The sequence below is a fragment of the Sphingomonas sp. 10B4 genome (assembly GCF_035019905.1).
Lineage (GTDB): Bacteria > Pseudomonadota > Alphaproteobacteria > Sphingomonadales > Sphingomonadaceae > Sphingomonas > Sphingomonas glacialis.
In genome coordinates this window covers 41,697-56,243 of record NZ_JASJVC010000021.1, presented here as the reverse complement: position 1 = coordinate 56,243, position 14,547 = coordinate 41,697, and the positions used below count along the sequence as shown (strand labels likewise).

Annotated in this window: 17 protein-coding genes; 10 read left to right on the top strand and 7 right to left on the bottom strand. The window is 67.2% G+C overall.

The window, feature by feature from the left end:
- Positions 1 to 123 precede the first annotated feature (123 nt).
- Positions 124 to 849, top strand: coding sequence for a Crp/Fnr family transcriptional regulator (locus QN347_RS08735; protein ID WP_322163520.1), 726 nt, complete (start codon positions 124 to 126; stop codon positions 847 to 849).
- Positions 850 to 863: 14 nt separating this feature from the next.
- Here the strand turns inward: QN347_RS08735 and QN347_RS08730 are convergent, their stop codons facing one another.
- The 7 genes from QN347_RS08730 to QN347_RS08700 form a co-directional block, all read right to left on the bottom strand.
- On the bottom strand, positions 864 to 1,112 hold the full coding sequence (locus QN347_RS08730) for a DUF6894 family protein (RefSeq protein ID WP_322163518.1): 249 nt from the start codon (positions 1,110 to 1,112) through the stop codon (positions 864 to 866).
- A 44-nt stretch (positions 1,113 to 1,156) separates the two neighbouring features.
- Positions 1,157 to 2,167: a quinolinate synthase NadA gene (gene nadA / locus QN347_RS08725; RefSeq protein ID WP_322163516.1), complete on the bottom strand. Its 1,011-nt coding sequence runs from the start codon at positions 2,165 to 2,167 to the stop codon at positions 1,157 to 1,159.
- Between the two features lie 51 nt (positions 2,168 to 2,218).
- Positions 2,219 to 2,992 (bottom strand): hypothetical protein, encoded by a 774-nt coding sequence (locus tag QN347_RS08720; RefSeq protein ID WP_322163514.1) that lies wholly within the window; start codon positions 2,990 to 2,992, stop codon positions 2,219 to 2,221.
- Positions 2,993 to 3,096: 104 nt separating this feature from the next.
- Positions 3,097 to 3,780, bottom strand: coding sequence for a DUF4230 domain-containing protein (locus tag QN347_RS08715; protein ID WP_322163512.1), 684 nt, complete (start codon positions 3,778 to 3,780; stop codon positions 3,097 to 3,099).
- A complete protein-coding gene (locus QN347_RS08710) occupies positions 3,777 to 4,646 on the bottom strand; it encodes an MBL fold metallo-hydrolase (protein ID WP_322163510.1) in 870 nt (289 codons plus the stop codon). The genes QN347_RS08715 and QN347_RS08710 overlap by 4 nt, the downstream gene beginning before the upstream one ends.
- A gap of 80 nt (positions 4,647 to 4,726) precedes the next feature.
- Positions 4,727 to 6,451, bottom strand: coding sequence for a M56 family metallopeptidase (locus QN347_RS08705; protein ID WP_322163508.1), 1,725 nt, complete (start codon positions 6,449 to 6,451; stop codon positions 4,727 to 4,729).
- Positions 6,448 to 6,816 carry a BlaI/MecI/CopY family transcriptional regulator gene (locus tag QN347_RS08700; RefSeq protein ID WP_133188676.1) on the bottom strand — a complete coding sequence of 123 codons (369 nt, stop codon included), beginning with the start codon at positions 6,814 to 6,816 and terminating at the stop codon, positions 6,448 to 6,450. The genes QN347_RS08705 and QN347_RS08700 overlap by 4 nt, the downstream gene beginning before the upstream one ends.
- 116 nt (positions 6,817 to 6,932) lie before the next feature.
- On the opposite strand from QN347_RS08700, the gene QN347_RS08695 reads away from it, so the two are divergent.
- The 9 genes from QN347_RS08695 (at position 6,933) to leuC (ending at position 14,542) form a co-directional block, all read left to right on the top strand.
- The gene (locus tag QN347_RS08695; RefSeq protein WP_189674903.1) at positions 6,933 to 7,847 is read left to right on the top strand and encodes an SMP-30/gluconolactonase/LRE family protein; all 915 of its coding nucleotides are present in this window, start codon (positions 6,933 to 6,935) and stop codon (positions 7,845 to 7,847) included.
- Between the two features lie 65 nt (positions 7,848 to 7,912).
- Entirely contained in the window at positions 7,913 to 8,614 is a 702-nt protein-coding gene (locus QN347_RS08690; RefSeq protein WP_322163506.1) for a CoA transferase subunit A, read from the top strand.
- Between the two features lie 143 nt (positions 8,615 to 8,757).
- Positions 8,758 to 9,615 (top strand): 5'-nucleotidase, lipoprotein e(P4) family, encoded by an 858-nt coding sequence (locus QN347_RS08685; RefSeq protein WP_416350862.1) that lies wholly within the window; start codon positions 8,758 to 8,760, stop codon positions 9,613 to 9,615.
- Positions 9,615 to 10,250, top strand: a complete 636-nt coding sequence (locus QN347_RS08680; protein ID WP_133188684.1) for a 3-oxoacid CoA-transferase subunit B — start codon at positions 9,615 to 9,617, stop codon at positions 10,248 to 10,250. The genes QN347_RS08685 and QN347_RS08680 overlap by 1 nt, the downstream gene beginning before the upstream one ends.
- Before the next feature lie 4 nt (positions 10,251 to 10,254).
- Positions 10,255 to 10,938 carry a glutathione S-transferase family protein gene (locus QN347_RS08675; protein WP_322163501.1) on the top strand — a complete coding sequence of 228 codons (684 nt, stop codon included), beginning with the start codon at positions 10,255 to 10,257 and terminating at the stop codon, positions 10,936 to 10,938.
- Positions 10,935 to 11,822 carry an alpha/beta hydrolase gene (locus QN347_RS08670; RefSeq protein ID WP_322163499.1) on the top strand — a complete coding sequence of 296 codons (888 nt, stop codon included), beginning with the start codon at positions 10,935 to 10,937 and terminating at the stop codon, positions 11,820 to 11,822. Before QN347_RS08675 ends, QN347_RS08670 begins: the two co-directional genes overlap by 4 nt.
- 233 nt (positions 11,823 to 12,055) lie before the next feature.
- Positions 12,056 to 12,457, top strand: coding sequence for a hypothetical protein (locus QN347_RS08665; RefSeq protein ID WP_133188688.1), 402 nt, complete (start codon positions 12,056 to 12,058; stop codon positions 12,455 to 12,457).
- Between the two features lie 57 nt (positions 12,458 to 12,514).
- Positions 12,515 to 12,991, top strand: coding sequence for an AidA/PixA family protein (locus QN347_RS08660; RefSeq protein WP_322163497.1), 477 nt, complete (start codon positions 12,515 to 12,517; stop codon positions 12,989 to 12,991).
- Positions 12,992 to 13,105: 114 nt separating this feature from the next.
- A complete protein-coding gene (gene leuC, locus QN347_RS08655; protein WP_322163495.1) occupies positions 13,106 to 14,542 on the top strand; it encodes a 3-isopropylmalate dehydratase large subunit in 1,437 nt (478 codons plus the stop codon).
- Positions 14,543 to 14,547: the final 5 nt, after the last annotated feature.

The following is a 14,547-nucleotide window of genomic DNA, read 5'->3' as shown; positions in this document are numbered from 1 at the left end:
CTGCCGCCCGCCGCGGTCGTCAAACCGCAAAGCCGGGTCGGCAAAGCCCTGGTACGAAGACTCATGAATAATCCGGGCTAGGCGACTGTGAGATGCTTACGCTCCCGCCCCGGCGGAGGGCCAATGCATTTCGATCCTGTTCTCGAGACGATCGTCACCCGACTCGAATCGCGCGCGACCCTGACCGATGACGACCGTAGCGCGATGCGCGCCCTGGCGTACACGCGACGCGAGGTCGAAACCTCGAGCTATCTCGTGCGCGAGGGCGCGCCGACCCCGCGCTGCACATTCCTGCTGTCGGGTTTCTGCTATCGCCAGAAATTGACGACCGAGGGTGCCCGCCAAATCGTGTCGATCGAGATACCAGGGCATTTCATAGATTTGCAGCATCTCTTCCTCAGCGAGTCTGATCATAACGTCCAGGCTCTGACACGCGGCAGCGTTGCCGAGATCGACTCGGCCGCGCTGCGCAAGCTCGCGCTGACGCGTCCGGCGATCGGCACGGCCTTGTGGACCGAAGCATTGATCAGCGCGTCGATCTCTCGCGAATGGATCGTCAATGTCGGGCGGCGTGACGCGCACAGTCGAGTCGGGCATTTGCTGTGCGAACTGGCGGTCAGGCTCCACATCACCACCGGCGCGAACGAGCGACACTACGATTTGCCGATGACCCAGGAGCAGCTCGGCGACGCCGTCGGCCTCACCCCGGTGCACGTCAATCGCGTGCTGCGCGCGCTGACGCAGCGCGGCCTCATTTCGCGCGACCGGCGCCAGATCAAGATCCTGAACTGGGACGCACTGCGCGATGCGAGCGATTTCAACCCGCGCTATCTGCACCTCTCGTCATAACCGAAGCCGGCGCGTCAGTGCGGCGGCGCTCCAGCCTCGACGGTCGCGACGATGTGGACCGTCAGGAAGCGCGCGCCTTCGTCATCCTCGACGTGCACGTCGAAGACGATGTCGGTCTTTCCCTCGCGCAGTTCCGAGGTCAGGATTTCCCCCGCCGCGTCTGACGCCCGCGCGCGCGCAAGCGTGAGCGACGCCAGCTCGGCACCGACCTCGTCGCGAACGTACGAGGTCTGGTTCAGGACATGAAAGAAATAGCGCTGCATCCCGATGGTTTCGCATAGCATCGGGGGTGCTTCCATAAACTCAATCAGTCGCCGGACACACGTAATGGGCCAAGATCGCCCATCCCCACCGTCCCGCTCGCCATCGCCAGCATCGCGTTGAGGCTCTTCTTGGCGCGCAGCCGGAGCCCTTCCTCGATCTCGACGCGTGGCGTCAGGTCGCGCAGCGCGACGTAGAGCTTTTCCAGCGTGTTGAGCGCCATGTACGGGCAGATGTTGCAGTTGCAATTGCCGTCGGCGCCGGGCGCGCCGATGAAATTCTTGAGCGGCGCGGCCTTCTGCATCTGGTGGATGATGTGCGGCTCGGTCGCGACGATCAGCGTGTCGCCGGGCATCGTGTCGGCGAAGGCGAGGATCCCGCTGGTCGACCCGACATAATCGGCATGATCGAGGATGTACGGCGGGCATTCGGGATGCGCGGCTACCGGCGCGCCGGGATATTGCAGCTGGAGCTTGAGCAGCTCGGTCTCGCTGAACGCCTCGTGGACGATGCACACGCCCGGCCACAGCAGCATCTCGCGCCCCGTCTTGCGCGCGAGATAGCCGCCGAGATTCTTGTCGGGGCCAAAGATGATCTTCTGGTCGAGCGGGATTTGGCTGAGGATCTTCTCGGCCGACGAGCTCGTCACGATGACGTCGCTGAGCGCCTTCACCTCGGTCGAGCAGTTGATATAGGTCAGCGCGATGTGATCGGGATGCGCCGCACGGAACGCCGCGAATTTGTCGGGCGGGCACGAATCCTCGAGGCTGCAGCCCGCGTTCATGTCGGGCAGCACGACGATCTTGTCGGGGCTGAGGATCTTGGCGGTCTCGGCCATGAAGCGCACGCCGCAAAAGGCGATGACATCGGCGTCGGTCGCCGCGGCCTTTTTCGAAAGATCGAGGCTGTCGCCGACGAAATCGGCGAGGTCCTGAATCTCGGGCTTCTGGTAATAATGCGCGAGGATGACGGCGTTGCGCTCGGTCCGCAGCCGGTCGATCTCGGCGCGCAGATCCAATCCCGTCAGGCTCCCGCCGATCCCGTTGCGCGCGTCCATAGTCATTTCCTCGTCGTGGAGGTCGTCAAATGGACGCACGCGCGCGCGGGATCAAGGCATTCCCGGGAATGGCGGGAAAGCATAGCCCGAGACCGCCGCGCCGGGCGTTCCAGCGACGACCGCCGCGTAGAACGCCGCGCCGAGCGGGCTGAAGGTGATCAGCTCGACCAGCACCGTCGACCCAATGATCGCCCCGAGCCCCCACCACCACGCCGGATGGACGCTGCCCGAGCGGCGGATGTCGGCGGCGATGCCGATCAGCGGGAAGATCAGGACCGCGAGGAAATCGACCTCATAGGCATACGGAATGAGCAACGGCAGCGGCAGCAGGCGGCCGAACGCGGGCCCGAGCAGCAGCGCCATCCCGCAATAATGCAGCCGGCGATGCCACTGCGTCGATCGCCGCAGCACGATCGCCGCGGCGGTCAGCCCGGCGAAGGTCAGGATCAGCACCGGATCGAACACGAGGAACTGCGCCGGCAGGAAAACGGGCGGCACGCGCCCGAGCTGCACCAGCCGCGTCGTGACGAGCGTTCCGAGCACCACCATCGCGACGACCCAACCCGCGCCGATCCAGCCCAGCCCCCGATGCAGCGCAATCGCGCCGCTCGACACCAAACTGTTCTGCGCGACGTACAACACCACCCAACCCATGAAGACGAGCGCATGGGCATGGACGATCGGCGGCGAGGCGAAGCTCGACCGACCGCTCGCCAGCGCAAAGGAAAAGCCCGCAAAGACGACCAACGCCATGAGGTAGGACGTAACGAGAAAGAAACGATCGTCGCTTCGCACGATCGTATCCGGCGCTGCGATAGTTGCCATGCCCACCCCCCGATGAAACCGACTCGTGGGCGCGTCTTACCACAGTCGAGCGGCCAAGACACGTCGCACCAGCGGGTGTATCGGGCCTAAGGCACCAACATCCATCAGGAGCGGTTGGCGAGAACCTCGGCGATCGACTTGGTCGTATCCCACACTTCGCTGTCGTCCTTGGCTTCGTCGGCGAAGCGCACCTTGACGCTCGCATCGAGCCCCGCGGCGCGCAGCGGCAGCGCGAAGCTGCGCTCGACCGCACGGCGCGTGGCGTCGCGCGCGAGCCGGATCGGCACCGCGCCGTTGGCCTGGCGCACCAGCTCGCGCTGCCCCGCGGCACGGTTGGCCTTTTCGAGCCGCGCGTCGGCATCGGTAATCGTCGCAAGGATGCCGCCCTCGCCATATTCGCGGATCTGCGTCAGGTCGATCTGCGGCGCCGATGCCTCGACCGGCGGCAGCACGACGCCGAGCGTCCGCGTCTTGGCGTCCCACGTCACGTCGCGCTTGCTGAGGCGGCCCATGTCGACATGATATTCGACGAGTCCGGGCATGATCAGCGTCTTCTTCGCCTGCAGCCCGAATTGCGATTGCGTCGAGGTCGACACCGCGACGAAGCGCGCGGCGAAGGCCGAAAGCCGGTTCTGTTCGCGTAAGCCCTCGAGCGAGCCGCTCGCGATCGTCACCGGGTCGGGGCCGGCGAGCTTGTGCTCGACCAGCGCGCCGATGCCCCACACCAGCCCGAGGATGAACAGCGCAATCAGCGCGAGCGCCGCGGCGAATTTGCCGATGAAGGTCATGACGTTAGGCTCCAGATCCCGCCCTGCTCGGCGACGCGGTCGCGGTCGCGCAAGTCGATCAGATGCGCGAGCACCGATCGCTCGGCGGCGGGGAACAGCCGCGGATCGATCCCGACATACATGCGCGCGACCATCTCGCCGATCGCGGCGGGCGCGTCGCGCAAGCTGCGCAGGATCTGCCCCTCGCGTTGTTTGCGGTGCCCCAACATCCCGCGAACGAGGCGCTGGGGGTTCTCGATCGGGTCGCCGTGCGCGGGATAATAGCGACGCTCGGTGCGCGGGAGCAGCTTCTCAAGACTCGCCATATACGCGGTCATGTTGCCGTCGGGGGGCGAGACGATGCTGGTCGACCAGCCCATCACATGATCGCCGCTGAACAGCGCCCCCGCGCCGTCCTGCGCCTCGGGCAGGACATAGGCGAGATGGTTCGAAGTGTGCCCCGGCGTCGCAAGCGCGGTCAGCGTCCACCCCTCCCCGCATACGCTGTCCCCCTCGGCGAGCACGCGGTCGGGCGCATAGCCGCGGTCGAACGCCGCATCGGCGCGGATCCCTGCGTCATCAAGCGCGAGCGGCGCACAGCCGACGATCGGCGCGCCGATCGCGGCGGCAAGCGGGCGCGAGCCCGGGCTGTGGTCGCGGTGCGTGTGCGTGATGACGATCGCGCGGACCGGCCGCCCGGCGATCGCACGGACGATCGCGTCGATATGCGTTGGGTCGTCGGGTCCCGGGTCGATCACCGCGAGATCGGTCGTCCCGACCAGATGCACTTGCGTGCCGGTGTGCGTGAAAGGCGACGGATTGGGCGCGAGCAGGCGGGCGACGAGAGGCTCGAGCTGCTCGGGCACGCCGGGGATTTGCTCGCTCATCGCATCGAAATGGCGGGTCGCGCCGGCGAAGGCAAGGGCGCGACCCGTCGGAGCTCATGCCCAGCCATTCCCGCCAGGTCTTATCGGGCGTGCGCGAGATCCGCTTCGAGTTCGGCGATCGCGGTATCGATACCGGCGAGCGCTTCCTTGCGCTGCGCGGCAGTCATTGCCGCTGACGCCATGACGTGCGCGCGCGAGCGGTTAAGCCCGTCGAGCGCATGGCTGTACGCGTTGCGCTCCATGTCCTTGCTGTTCGCAGCCATCGCAGCGCCCTTGGCGGCCGCGGCAGCAATCCAATCGGTGCAGATGATGATGCGCTGCCGGATCGCGCTGCGCTCCTTGATCACCATCGTTCCGTCCTTGCCGCGCGGACCGCAATTCCGCGAGGAGACTTGCGGCATCGGCGGGATGGGCGGCATCGATCCGATCGCAGGCCTCGCAAGCATCGCAGGGATCGGCGGCATCGCCCCGATCTCCCCGACCAGCGTCGCGCTGCCATCACGGTTGAGCTTTACGTAGCGGCCATAGCGGACGACCCGTTTGCCGTCCTTGGTCACCGTGACCATCGTCGTCGTCATGCCCGGGCCGGACTTGCCGGTCGCGGGCATCGGCGGTGCAGGCGGCGCGGGCGGAACCGCATCGGCGACGTCCGACGGCGGGAGTGGCGGCTCGGGCGCGGGAGGAAGGCCCGGGCCGGGCATGTCCGAGGCCTCGACGTGTTCGCGCATTCGCGGTGCCGGGCGTGGCGCGGCCGGGACAGACGGGGCCGCAGGGACGGCGGCGGCCGGCGGCGGGGCGGCCACCGCTTGGTCGAGGCTCGCGAGATCGACCCCCGTGGCTGCCTCGACGGTGCTGCGCACCTTGGCGGCGGCGGCGGTGCCCGAGGCGGTGAGGCCAAGCCCACCCGCGGCGAGCAACGTCAGCATCCCGGCGCCCGCCAGCAGCCGGGTGCGCGACGTCCTGGTCGTGGTCAACATCTTCAACCTTCCTTTCAGATCGTCGATCGTGTGCAGATGGCAGGTCGCCGACACCGTGCCGCCGAGGAAGCTCGGATGCGCCGCCTTGAGGATCGCGCAGGCATAAGTGTGGCGGCGCATCGGGTTCATGCCGGCGAGCACACGCGCGTCGTTGGCGATTTCCTGGTCGGCGCGGAACGCGCGGAAGGCACGCCAGGCGATCGGATTGAACCAGTGAAGCCCGAGCACGACCAGCGCGACCCAATTGGCGATCAGATCGCCCCGCGCATGATGGCCAAGCTCGTGCGCGAGCGCGAGATCGCGCTCCTCGGCTTCGAAGCGCTCGGCGAAATCGTGCGGGAAGGCGACGTAGCGGCGCCACACCCCGAAGGCGAGCGGACCGCTCGCGGCGCCGGTTTCGATCACGTACACGCCGCCATGCTCTTCGCTGCTCGCGGCCTGGTCGAGCATCCGCCGGCAGAAGCGGTGATGCGCCAGCGCATGCCACGCGACGAACGCCCCCGCCCCCGCGATCCACAGTGAGGCGAGCACGGGTACGAGCCATTCCTGCGCCGGCGCCGACGCCGCGGTCGCGGCGGCGACGGGCTCGGCGAACAGCACGCTCATCTGCTCGGTGGCGTGCAGCACCGGCGCGACCGCCGCGTCATGCCACGCGCTCGGCAGCGGCGGCAGCGCCAACCGCAGCACCGGGAGCAGCCACAGCGCATAGGCGACATCGGCGCCGAACGCCTTGCGCACCGGGCGCCGCAACAGCAACACCGCGACCATCAATACGCTCGATCCGATCAGCGCTTCGATCAGCCAGCTTGGCGAGATCCAGTCGGTCATGCCTTGAGCTCCTTGAGCAGTGCTTCGATCTCGGCGATATCCTGTGCGGTGAGCGCATCGCGATCGGCGAGGTGCGCGACGAGCGGGCTCAGTCTGCCACCGAACAGCCGATCCATCAACTTGCGAGATTCGCCCGCGACATAGTCTTCCCGCTTCACGAGCGGACGATACAGATAGCGTCGGCCATCCTGTTCATGCGCGATGATGCTCTTGGCGAGCAGACGCCCGAGCAAGGTCTTGACGGTGTTGGCACTCCACTCGCGCGTATCGGGAATGCGCTCGGCCACGTCTTGTGCGGTCAGCGGACTCTCGTCCCACAACACTTCCATCACTGCATGTTCGGCATCGCTGATGCGTTCGGCCACGAGTCGCTCTCCGTAATGACTACGGATGTAATCGTATCGATTACGTCTGTAGTCAAGTGCCTGCTTGCTCGCCCCGGCAGGAGGGATAGGCTGCCCCAAAAAACAGGAGCGGAGCGATGACTTTCACCACCCTGGCGACCGGCCTGCGCTTTCCCGAGGGGCCCGTGGCGATGCCCGACGGCAGCGTCATCCTCGTCGAGATCGAAGCCGGCCGCATCACGCGCGTGCATCCCGACGGCACCAAGACGACCGTGGCCGAACCCGGCGGCGGCCCCAATGGCCTGGCGCTGGGGCCCGACGGCAAGCTCTATTGCTGCAACAATGGCGGCTTCCACTATGTCGAAACCCCGAGCGGGCTGCTCGTCCCGCACGGCCAGCCCGAAGACTATTCGGGCGGGCGGATCGAGCGGATCGACATCGAGACCGGCGAGGTCGAGGTGCTCTACAAGGACGGCGACTTCCACTGCAGCCTGCGCGGCCCCAACGACATCGTGTTCGACGATGCCGGCGGCTTCTGGTTCACCGACCACGGCAAGACGCGCGAGCGGGAGCGTGACGTCACCGGCATCTTCTATTCGCACGCCGACGGCCGCCATCTCGCCGAGGTCATCTTCCCGAGCGAGAACCCCAACGGCATCGGCCTCTCGCCCGACGGCAAGCGGCTCTACGCCGCCGAGACCTATACCTGCCGGCTGATGGCGTTCGACATCACCGCGCCGGGCGAGGTCGATCTCACCGCCGGCCTCGGCGGCCCCGGCATCCCGCTCTATCGCCCCGCAGGCTACAAATTCTTCGATTCGCTCGGGGTCGAGGAATGCGGCAATATCTGCGTCGCGACGATCGGCGAGAGCGGAATTTCGGTCATCTCGCCTGCGGGCGAACTCGTCGATTTCGTCGCCACGCCCGATCCGTTCACCACCAACATCTGCTGGGGCGGACCCGATATGCGCACCGCCTACATCACGCTGTCGGGCACCGGGCAACTCGTGAGCATGGAATGGCCGCGGCCGGGGTTGCGCCTGGCATATTGATCCCCCCTTATTGATCGATGCCGCGGCCCCGCCTATCGCGCTCCAAAACAAGGAGTCGATGCATCATGAAGAAACTCTATCCCGATGCGGCAGCAGCGCTCGACGGGTTGCTCCATGATGGCATGACGATCTGCGCCGGCGGGTTCGGGCTGTGCGGGATCCCCGATCGGCTGATCGACGCGATCCGCGACGCGGGCACCAAGGACCTGACGATCGCCAGCAACAATGCCGGGATCGACGGCGAAGGCCTCGGCAAGCTGCTCCGCACGCGCCAGGTCAAGAAGATGATCAGTTCTTACGTCGGCGAGAACAAGGAATTCGAGCGGCAGTATCTCTCGGGCGAGCTCGAGGTCGAATTCTGCCCGCAGGGCACGCTCGCCGAGCGCTGCCGCGCGGGTGGTGCTGGCATCCCCGGCTTCTACACCAAGACCGGCGTCGGCACGCTCGTCGCCGAGGGCAAGGAAGTGAAGGTGTTCGACGGGGAAGAGTTCATCCTCGAACGCGGCATCCGCGCCGATCTGTCGATCATCAAGGGCTGGAAAGCCGACGAGAGCGGCAACCTCATCTTCCGCAAGACCGCGCGCAACTTCAATGCGCCGATGGCGACCGCGGGCAAGATCTGCGTCGCCGAGGTCGAGGAGATCGTCCCGGTGGGGTCGTTTGATCCCGACTGCATCCATCTGCCGGGAATCTATGTGAAGCGGATGATCATCGGCAGCCCATACGACAAGCGCATCGAATTCCGCACCGTCCGCGAGGCGGCGTGAACCACCTCGCTTCTTCTTCCCCCCTCCCGCTTGCGGGAGGGGCTGGGGGAGGGCCTGTCTCGGGCGTCGCCCAAGCTTCCAGGTCATTCCCTCCCCTAACCCCTCCCGCAAGCGGGAGGGGGATAGCGGCAGCGCTCGCGTTGATGCTGTCCGCGTGTACGACCGTGCCACAGGCACCCGTCGCGCCTGTATCAGCCGCCCCCACCATCCCCCCCGGCATGCAATTCCTCTACGGCTCGGGCGAAGCCGCCGCGCTCGACCACCAGGCCTACAACGTCCTGGTCGACGCCGTCCGCCGCCGCATCGCGAGCGAGAAGGCCGATCCCAAGGCGATGACCGACCGCACCTCGGCGGTCCTCCAGCCCGGCGCCACGCTCGACCAGCCTGCTACCATCCCCTGCGGCGACCGCCCCCGCGCGGTCGTGTTCGACGTCGACGAGACGCTGCTGCTCAACCTCGGCTTCGAATATGACGACGCGCGGCACCCCGGGCGCCCCTACGACGCAGCGCTGTGGCAGCAATGGGAGCAAGCCGGCGTCGACCGCGTCGAGGCCGTCCCCGGCGCGATCGGCGCGGTCACCGAACTCCGCCGCATGGGCGTGACGGTCGTCTTCAACACCAACCGCTCCGCCGCGACCGCCAGCTTCACCGAGCAGGCGATCGCCCACGCCGGCCTCGGCACCGCCAAACACGGCGACACGCTGTGGCTGAAGGGCGATCTCGGCAGCGGCTCGGGCAAGGACACCCGCCGCCAGGCGATTGCCGCGCGTTATTGCGTCGTGGCGATGGGCGGCGACCAGCTCGGCGACTTCTCCGACCTGTTCACCGGCACCCCGCAGCAGCGGCGCGCGGTGGCATCGTCGCCCGCCATCCACGGCATGTGGGGCCGCTTCTGGTTCGTCCTGCCCAACCCCGTTTACGGCACCGCGTTGAAAGGGGGGATCGACGACGTCTTCCCCGCCGACAAGCGCTGGTCGCCCCCTGCATCTGGAGAGAAATAATGGCCTGGACTCGTGACGAAATGGCAGCCCGCGCCGCGCGCGAATTGCAGGACGGCTTCTACGTCAACCTCGGCATCGGCATCCCGACGCTCGTCGCCAACCATATCCCCGCGGGCGTCACCGTCACGCTCCAGTCGGAGAATGGCATGCTCGGCATCGGCCCCTTCCCGCTCGCGGGCGAGGAAGACGCCGACCTGATCAACGCCGGCAAGCAAACGATCAGCGAGCTGCCGCAATCGGCCTATTTCGGCTCGGACCAGAGCTTCGCGATGATCCGCGGCGGGCATATCGACTTGACCGTGCTCGGCGCGATGGAAGTCGCCGAGAATGGCGACATCGCCAACTGGATGATCCCGGGCAAGATGATCAAGGGCATGGGCGGCGCGATGGATCTCGTCGCCGGCGTCAAGAAGATCATCGTCGTGATGGAGCACAGCTCGAAGAACGGCGACCCCAAGTTCATCCCGGCCTGCACGCTGCCGCTGACCGGCAAGAACGTCGTCGACATGGTCATCACCGATCTCGCGGTGTTCCAGCGGCCCGACCACCAGTCGCCGTTCAAGCTGATCGAGATGGCGCCGGGCGTGACCGCCGACGAGATCGCCGCCAAGACCACCGCGCAGTACGCGGTGTAAGGCGATGGGCTACACGCTGATCACCGCGAACCGGAATTATTCGAGCTGGTCGCTGCGGCCGTGGCTGCTGCTGCGCGCGCTCGAGATTCCGTTCGAGGATCGGCTCGAGCCTTTCACGCAAGCGGTCAATTACGACGCCTTCCGGGCGTTTTCGCCGACCGGGCAGGTGCCGGTGCTGCTCGACGGCGACCGCACCGTGTGGGATTCGCTCGGGATTGTCCTCTATCTCGCCGAGCGGCACCCCGACGTCTGGCCGGACGACGCAGCCGCGCGCGGCTGGGCGCAGTGTGCCACCGCCGAAATGCACGGCGGGTTCGGCGCGGTGCGCAACGCCTATACGATGAACGTCGGTGTTCGGGTGAGCCCCCCCGCCCCGATCCCGGCGCTCGCCCGTGAGATCGCGCGGCTGGCCGAGCTGTGGGCCGAGGGGCTCGATCGCTTCGGCGGGCCGTGGCTTGCCGGCCCGACGTTCAGCGCGGTCGATGCCTTTTTCGCGCCGGTCGCCTTCCGCGTGCGCACCTATGGTCTCGATGTCGGCGCCCCCGGTGCGGCGTGGGTCGCGCGCATCCTGGAGCATCCGGCAATGCGCGAATGGGAAAGCGCCGCGCTCACCGAAAGCTGGCGCGAGGCGGCGCATGAGGCCGAGCTCGCCGCAGCGGGTACGATCACCGCAGATCATCGCGCATGATCCGCTGGGCGCTGGCGGGAATCGTGCTGCTCCTTGTCGTCGCCGGAGGAGCGCTTTACGCGCTCGTCTCGCCGCCCGGCCAGCTCAGCTTGCTCGACGCGGCGATGGGCGGCGGCTCGGGCACCGAACGCGCCGGCACCGCGATCCCCTTCGGGAGCGAAGGCCAGACGCTCGACGTGTGGCGCCCCGCCGGCCCGGTGACCAGGCGCCCGGTGCTGATCTTCTGGTACGGCGGCGGCTGGGTCGCCGGCACGCGCCAGGGCTACGCCTTCGCCGCGCGCGCCTTTGCGCGAAACGGCTTCGTCGTGGTGGTCCCCGATTACCGCAAGGTCCCGCAGATCCGCTTCCCCGCGATGCTCCAGGACGGTGCGCAGGCGGTCAAATGGACGCGCGACCATATCGCCGAATATGGCGGCGACCCGACCCGCATCGGCGTCGCCGGCCATTCGGCGGGCGCCTATACCGTCGCGATGCTGACGCTCGACCCGCGCTGGCTCGCGGCCGAGCAAGTCGACCCCAGGATCATCAAGGCCGCGGTCGGCCTGTCGGGCCCGTACGATTTCTACCCGTTCGACAAGAAGCGCTCGATCGACGCGATGCAGGGCGCGAAGGACCCGCTGATGACGCAGCCGATCCACTTCGCGCGCGGTGACGCCGCGCCGATGCTGCTCGTCACCTCGACCGAGGATACCGAGGTCCGCCCGCGCAACGCGATCCATCTGTCGGCTGCGCTGACAGCACAGGGCGGCGCAGTCGAGTTCCGCAACTATCCCGGCATCAACCACGAGAATGTCGCGATGGCGCTGTCGGTGCCGTTCCGCGGCAAGGCGCCGGTGCTCGCCGACAGCGTCGCCTTCCTGAACCGGACGATGCCCGCGCGCTGAGCCGCGCACGCGCGCGACTGGCCTTTGCGAACAATCGCATCCGTTGTGCAGCGGAAATATCCAGGACCGCCCGCCGCCGCCCGCGCGCGCGCCCGTGGTTCGGGTCGTTTCGGAGCCAACATCGCCTGCGCGCCCCTCCTGCGTCGGCTAAGCCCTGCGCGACAGCGATCGGACCCGATTTCCCCGACGCTGCCGCGCACCGCGTTCCCCATCACGCAGCGAAGGAGAGTGGAGTGGCAAGCTCAGCAACCGTGTTCATCCAGATCTGGGTCGATATCAACGCGATCCAGAATGGCTCTACCAGGGGCGTCTATGCCGTCGACAACCGCGTCGGCGCGGGCAGCACCAACGAAGGCACGCCCAACCTGCTGACGCAGGTGACCAATGGCTCGACGATCCAATGGAACGTCTACAACATCGATGCGACCAGCACGGTCGTCCCGACGCTCACCGCGATCGGCAACGCCAACATCTGGGGCGCGGGCGGCCAGCCGCAAGCCGACGGCACCGGCGCCTTTGTCGGCCAGGTCCAGGCGACCGGTCAGGATGCTTACCAAGTCACGATCAACGCCCAGAAGCAGCCGGGCAGCGCGGGCATCACGATCAATTTCGACCCGTCGATGGCGGTGAAATAGGCGCGCGACGCGCGCCCGGTCCGATCTTCTCGAAATCGCAAAGGAATCGTCACAATGATGAGCGCATCCAACCTCGTGCTGGTGCAGACGGCGGTGCTGCAGCCCCAGGCTTTCATTACCATCGCGGTCGACACCGCCTATGTCGCCTCGCAGCAGGGCCAGAACATCAGCCACGGCGTCTATATGATGGACAATCAGGTCTCGAACGGCAGCACCAACGAAGGCCAGATGGAGCTGTCGACCGTCGTCCCGGTCGGCTCGCTGATCGGCTTCAACACCGTGCCGATCAATCCGGGCAGCGGCGATACCGTGATCATCACCGGTTTCACCGTGTCGCAGGGGTCGGTGTTCGGCTCGCAAGGCTATCCACAGCAGCAACCGCCGATCGGTACCGAACCGGTCGGCGCCTATTGGATCGGCCAGGCGATGAATGTCGGCCACCAGACCTATCAGATCCAGATCAAGGTGACGGTCGGCCAGCTCCGCCCGATCTCCTATTACGTCAATTGGGACCCCTTTATCACTGCAAAGTGAGGGAGCGGGGCTGCGCGTACCGACGGGTACGCGCAGTCGCCGCCTTGCGCGCGGCGCAACTTCCGGCATCCAAAGCTTTGCCTCGGCGCATCTTTCGGCTAGGGCGAGCGCCTTATGGCGAACCACCCCCGCACCTTGTACGAAAAAATCTGGGCCGACCACGTCGTCGAACAGCGCGACGACGGCACCTGCCTGATCTATATCGACCGTCACCTCGTCCACGAAGTGACCAGCCCGCAGGCTTTCTCCGGCCTCCGCGCGAACGGCCGCACCGTCCGCCGCCCCGACCTCACGCTCGCGGTGCCCGACCATAACTTGCCGACCACCGCGCGCCGCGACGCGGGGGGGCGTCCGCTGCCGATCGCCGATCCCGAAAGCGCGGCGCAGCTCGACGCGCTGACCCGCAACACCGCCGATTTCGGCATCGATTATATCGACGCGCTCGCGCCGGCGCAGGGCATCGTCCATGTCGTCGGCCCCGAGCAAGGCTTCACCCTCCCCGGCACGACGCTCGTCTGCGGCGACAGCCACACCTCGGCGCACGGCGCACTCGGCGCGCTGGCGTTCGGCATCGGCACGAGCGAGGTCGAGCACGTCCTCGCCACGCAAACGCTGCTGCTCGGCCAGTCGAAGACGATGGAAGTCCGCGTCGACGGCAGGCTCGGCTTCGGCGTGTCCGCCAAGGACGTTGCGCTCGCGATCATCGGCAAGCTCGGTGCCGCCGGCGGGACGGGCTATGTCCTCGAATATACCGGCTCGACGATCCGCGAGATGTCGATCGAGGGCCGCCTGACGATCGCCAACATGTCGATCGAAGCGGGCGCGCGCGCCGGCCTCGTCGCGCCCGACGAGACGACCTTCGCCTATTTGAAAGGCCGCCCGATGGCGCCCAAAGATGCCGATTGGGACGAGGCGCTTGCCTATTGGCGCACGCTGCCAAGCGACCCCGGCGCGGTGTACGACGCGGTCGTCACGATCGACGCCGCCGAGATTGCCCCGCTGCTGACCTGGGGCACCTCGCCCGAGGACGTCGTGCCGATCACCGGCGTCGTCCCCGATCCCGACAGCTTCGCCGATCCCGCCAAGCGCGACGCCGCGCGCAAGTCGCTCGCCTATATGGGCCTCGCTGCGGGCACCGCGATGCAGGACGTCGGCGTCGATTACGTCTTCATCGGCAGCTGCACAAACAGCCGCATCGAGGACCTCCGCGCCGCCGCGAAGGTCGCCGACGGGCGTCACGTCGCCGATGGCGTCACCGCGCTCGTCGTGCCCGGTTCGGGGCTGGTCAAGGCGCAGGCAGAGTCAGAGGGGCTCGACCGCATCTTCCTCGCCGCCGGGTTCGAATGGCGCGAGCCGGGATGCTCGATGTGCCTGGCGATGAACCCCGACAAAGTGCCGCCGGGGCAACGCTGCGCTTCCACTTCGAACCGCAATTTCGTAGGACGACAAGGACCGGGTGCGCGCACGCATCTGGTTTCACCCGCGATGGCGGCTGCGGCCGCCGTCACGGGAAGACTGAGCGATGTTCGTAACCTGGTTACGAGTTCTTGAGGGGC

Coding starts and splice junctions, on each gene's coding strand:
- QN347_RS08680 (WP_133188684.1), top strand. CDS start 9,615: ATGGCCTGGACTCGTGACGAAATGGCAGCCCGCGCCGCGCGCGAATTG.
- QN347_RS08690 (WP_322163506.1), top strand. CDS start 7,913: ATGAAGAAACTCTATCCCGATGCGGCAGCAGCGCTCGACGGGTTGCTC.
- QN347_RS08695 (WP_189674903.1), top strand. CDS start 6,933: ATGACTTTCACCACCCTGGCGACCGGCCTGCGCTTTCCCGAGGGGCCC.
- QN347_RS08735 (WP_322163520.1), top strand. CDS start 124: ATGCATTTCGATCCTGTTCTCGAGACGATCGTCACCCGACTCGAATCG.
- QN347_RS08710 (WP_322163510.1), bottom strand. CDS start 4,646: ATGAGCGAGCAAATCCCCGGCGTGCCCGAGCAGCTCGAGCCTCTCGTC.
- QN347_RS08730 (WP_322163518.1), bottom strand. CDS start 1,112: ATGCAGCGCTATTTCTTTCATGTCCTGAACCAGACCTCGTACGTTCGC.
- QN347_RS08705 (WP_322163508.1), bottom strand. CDS start 6,451: ATGACCGACTGGATCTCGCCAAGCTGGCTGATCGAAGCGCTGATCGGA.
- nadA (WP_322163516.1), bottom strand. CDS start 2,167: ATGGACGCGCGCAACGGGATCGGCGGGAGCCTGACGGGATTGGATCTG.
- QN347_RS08715 (WP_322163512.1), bottom strand. CDS start 3,780: ATGACCTTCATCGGCAAATTCGCCGCGGCGCTCGCGCTGATTGCGCTG.
- QN347_RS08720 (WP_322163514.1), bottom strand. CDS start 2,992: ATGGCAACTATCGCAGCGCCGGATACGATCGTGCGAAGCGACGATCGT.
- QN347_RS08685 (WP_416350862.1), top strand. CDS start 8,758: ATGCTGTCCGCGTGTACGACCGTGCCACAGGCACCCGTCGCGCCTGTA.
- leuC (WP_322163495.1), top strand. CDS start 13,106: ATGGCGAACCACCCCCGCACCTTGTACGAAAAAATCTGGGCCGACCAC.
- QN347_RS08670 (WP_322163499.1), top strand. CDS start 10,935: ATGATCCGCTGGGCGCTGGCGGGAATCGTGCTGCTCCTTGTCGTCGCC.
- QN347_RS08660 (WP_322163497.1), top strand. CDS start 12,515: ATGAGCGCATCCAACCTCGTGCTGGTGCAGACGGCGGTGCTGCAGCCC.
- QN347_RS08675 (WP_322163501.1), top strand. CDS start 10,255: ATGGGCTACACGCTGATCACCGCGAACCGGAATTATTCGAGCTGGTCG.